The sequence below is a fragment of the Streptococcus mitis genome, assembly GCF_001579035.1.
Lineage (GTDB): Bacteria > Bacillota > Bacilli > Lactobacillales > Streptococcaceae > Streptococcus > Streptococcus mitis_J.
Map to the genome: position 1 here is coordinate 77709 of NZ_KQ970287.1, position 2762 is coordinate 80470.

At 40.6% G+C, this 2762-nt stretch carries 5 protein-coding genes; 3 read left to right on the plus strand and 2 right to left on the minus strand.

All coding sequences use genetic code 11. From position 1 onward, the window contains the following. Together SMIDD26_RS12805 and SMIDD26_RS04815 are read right to left on the minus strand one after the other, a co-directional pair. A partial coding sequence (locus SMIDD26_RS12805; protein WP_246746944.1) for an NAD(P)/FAD-dependent oxidoreductase occupies positions 1 to 191 on the minus strand: 191 nt, incomplete at its 3' end. Positions 192 to 249: 58 nt separating this feature from the next. Then, entirely contained in the window at positions 250 to 1095 is an 846-nt protein-coding gene (locus SMIDD26_RS04815; protein ID WP_061439258.1) for a DegV family protein, read from the minus strand. A gap of 124 nt (positions 1096 to 1219) precedes the next feature. Here SMIDD26_RS04815 and SMIDD26_RS04820 point away from each other — a divergent pair, with 124 nt between their 5' ends. The 3 genes from SMIDD26_RS04820 to upp all read left to right on the plus strand — a co-directional run. Beyond that, positions 1220 to 1798, plus strand: a complete 579-nt coding sequence (locus SMIDD26_RS04820; protein WP_061439259.1) for a TetR/AcrR family transcriptional regulator — start codon at positions 1220 to 1222, stop codon at positions 1796 to 1798. Continuing rightward, entirely contained in the window at positions 1795 to 2262 is a 468-nt protein-coding gene (locus SMIDD26_RS04825; RefSeq protein ID WP_000136974.1) for a deoxycytidylate deaminase, read from the plus strand. Before SMIDD26_RS04820 ends, SMIDD26_RS04825 begins: the two co-directional genes overlap by 4 nt. 88 nt (positions 2263 to 2350) lie before the next feature. Then, the coding region (gene upp, locus SMIDD26_RS04830; protein ID WP_134990184.1) for a uracil phosphoribosyltransferase at positions 2351 to 2762 on the plus strand (412 nt) is incomplete at its 3' end.

A 2762-nucleotide genomic window follows, 5' to 3' on the forward strand; every position in this document is an offset into this window, starting at 1 on the left:
CCAGCTAGTAGGTCGTCCAAGCTACCATTGTTGGTCACATTGCAACGTCCCCCACCAGTCCCAGCTAATTTTTTTCCAAGTTTCCGATTTTTTTCGATGAGGAGGGTTTTCTGACCATAAAAACTACTGGAAATTGTAGCCATCATGCCAGCAGGTCCTCCACCGATGACTATAGTATCAAAATGTTTCATAGCTCTATTGTACCACAAAAAAACAAGAGATGATGGTCACCTCTTGTCAAGAATGCAATTAATCAATTTCATATCCCATCAGCAGACCGCCATCTTCTGCATAGAAACTGCAGAGACCAGATGTTGGGAGAATTTTAATATCCGCCTGTGGGAAATTTTCACGGATTCGGTCTGAAAGCTGTTGGCAACATTTTTCGTTATTGCGTTGAGCCATGACAATACGACCGCCAGCATATCCTGCTTTTACTAACTCATCATAGGCGGCTTGAACTGATTTCTTTGCTCCTCTTGCTTTTTGTAGCAATTCGAGAGTTCCAGTTTCACTAGCTTCCCCAACCATACGGATATTGAGAAGGCCAACGACTGTACCGATAAGCTTGCTCAAACGGCCGTTTTTCACCAAGTTATCGACTTTGGCTAGGACAAAGAGCAACTTGGTTTTTTCTTGATAGGCAGTGATAGCTTCAACCACTTCTTCAAAAGATAAGCCCTGGTCAATCAAGTCATTCAATTTTTCTACGAGCAAGTCAACCTCACCACCAGCAGACAAACTATCAATTACATGAATCTTAGTGTCAGGATGGTCTTCCAGATAAATATTCTTGGCTAGTTGAGCACTATTGTGACTGCCAGAAAGAGTACCTGTGATGGTTACTAGGAAAATGTTTTTGGCTCCTTCAAATGCTCGCAAATAATCATCTGGGCTTGGACAAGCTGATTTTGAAGCTTCTGCGGTTGCATACATGGTTTCCATCATTTGGTCAATATCAAGACTGGCATCATCAACAAAGACCTGATCAGCTACTTGAATGGTTAAGGGAACACTTACAAAGGTCGTGTCAATAGCTGGTGTCTCCAGCTGACGATAATCACAACCAGAGTCAGCAATAATCTTCCAAGTCATAGAAATTCTCCATCTTTGTCAGTTATACATTGACAAAGGTTCTGTCTTTTTTTACAATTATATCATGAAAACCCTTGAAACAAAAGCCTCATCCGTCTGTTGTGACAAGTAGAAAGAAAATGTTATGTCTGAACGTAGAATCTCTGAAAAGTCTCTTGAAAATCTCAGGAAATCAAACCAAGAATCCAATTTATTAACCAGAGAAGCCATTGAAACAGCCCTCTTGCAGCTCTTGGAAAAAAAGGACTTGACCAAGATTAGTATTTCTGAATTGGTCAAACGTGCAGGCGTTTCGCGTGCGGCCTTTTACCGCAATTATGATTCCAAAGAGGAAATTTTAGAGAGTGTCTTTAAACGAACTGTCCACAATATTATGGAACAGCTGCATCATTATGATTTAAAGACAGACCTTTATCTGGTCTGGGTTCACCTTTTCCGGGAGGTCAGAAAGGAAGCCAGAGTGATTCAACTGGCCTTAGATTACCATCTGGAAAAAATCTTTGTCCAAGCCATGCAGGAATTTATAGAAAAATACCATGGAAAATCAAAAGGTGTCAGCTCTTATCTTCATTCCTTCTGGAGTTCGGCCATCGTATCTGTCCTTCTAAAATGGATTAAGGATGGCATGAAGGTACCTGCTGAAAAGATAGCGGATTTACGGTTACCATTTTTAAAAAATAGAGAAAAAGGAGAAGAGATATGACTGAAAAAAGACTAGCATGGGATGAGTATTTTGCAGCCCAAGCTCTACTAATTGCTAATCGTTCCACTTGTAAACGTGCCAAAGTGGGCGCTATTCTGGTAAAGGACAATAAGGTTATTTCCACTGGTTACAATGGTTCGGTGTCAGGGACTGAGCATTGTATTGACCACGAATGTCTGGTCATTGAAGGACACTGTGTTCGCACCCTTCATGCTGAGGTTAATGCCATTCTTCAAGGGGCTGAGCGTGGTGTTCCTAAAGGCTTTACAGCCTATGTAACCCATTTTCCTTGTCTCAACTGTACCAAACAATTGCTTCAGGTCGGTTGTAAGCGCGTGGTTTATATCAACCAGTACAGAATGGACGACTATGCCCAATACCTTTATCAAGAAAAGGGAACAGAATTAACCCATCTACCACTTGAGACCGTACAGGAAGCTCTTAAAGAAGCAGATTTAATGTAAAAATTATCAAAAATAAATGGTTTAGAAAGATTTTTAAACCGTTTTTTGGTATAATAAGAAGAATAAATTGAAAGAAGGAATTCCAAAAATGGGAAAAATTGAAGTTATTAATCACCCGCTGATTCAACACAAATTGTCAATCTTGCGTCGTACAGATACTTCTACAAAAGCTTTTCGTGAGCTAGTAGATGAGATTGCAATGTTGATGGGGTATGAAGTACTTCGTGATCTTCCACTAGAAGATGTGGAAATCGAAACACCAATTACAAAAACAGTTCAAAAACAATTGGCAGGTAAGAAATTGGCCATCGTTCCAATCTTGCGCGCAGGTATCGGGATGGTTGATGGGCTCTTGAGCTTGGTTCCAGCTGCTAAAGTTGGCCATATCGGTATGTACCGTGATGAAGAAACACTTCAACCAGTTGAATACTTGGTGAAATTACCTGAGGACATTGACCAACGTCAAATTTTTGTAGTAGACCCAATAGTTGGCAACAGGT

Coding starts and splice junctions, on each gene's coding strand:
- SMIDD26_RS04815 (WP_061439258.1), bottom strand. CDS start 1,095: ATGACTTGGAAGATTATTGCTGACTCTGGTTGTGATTATCGTCAGCTG.
- SMIDD26_RS04820 (WP_061439259.1), top strand. CDS start 1,220: ATGTCTGAACGTAGAATCTCTGAAAAGTCTCTTGAAAATCTCAGGAAA.
- SMIDD26_RS04825 (WP_000136974.1), top strand. CDS start 1,795: ATGACTGAAAAAAGACTAGCATGGGATGAGTATTTTGCAGCCCAAGCT.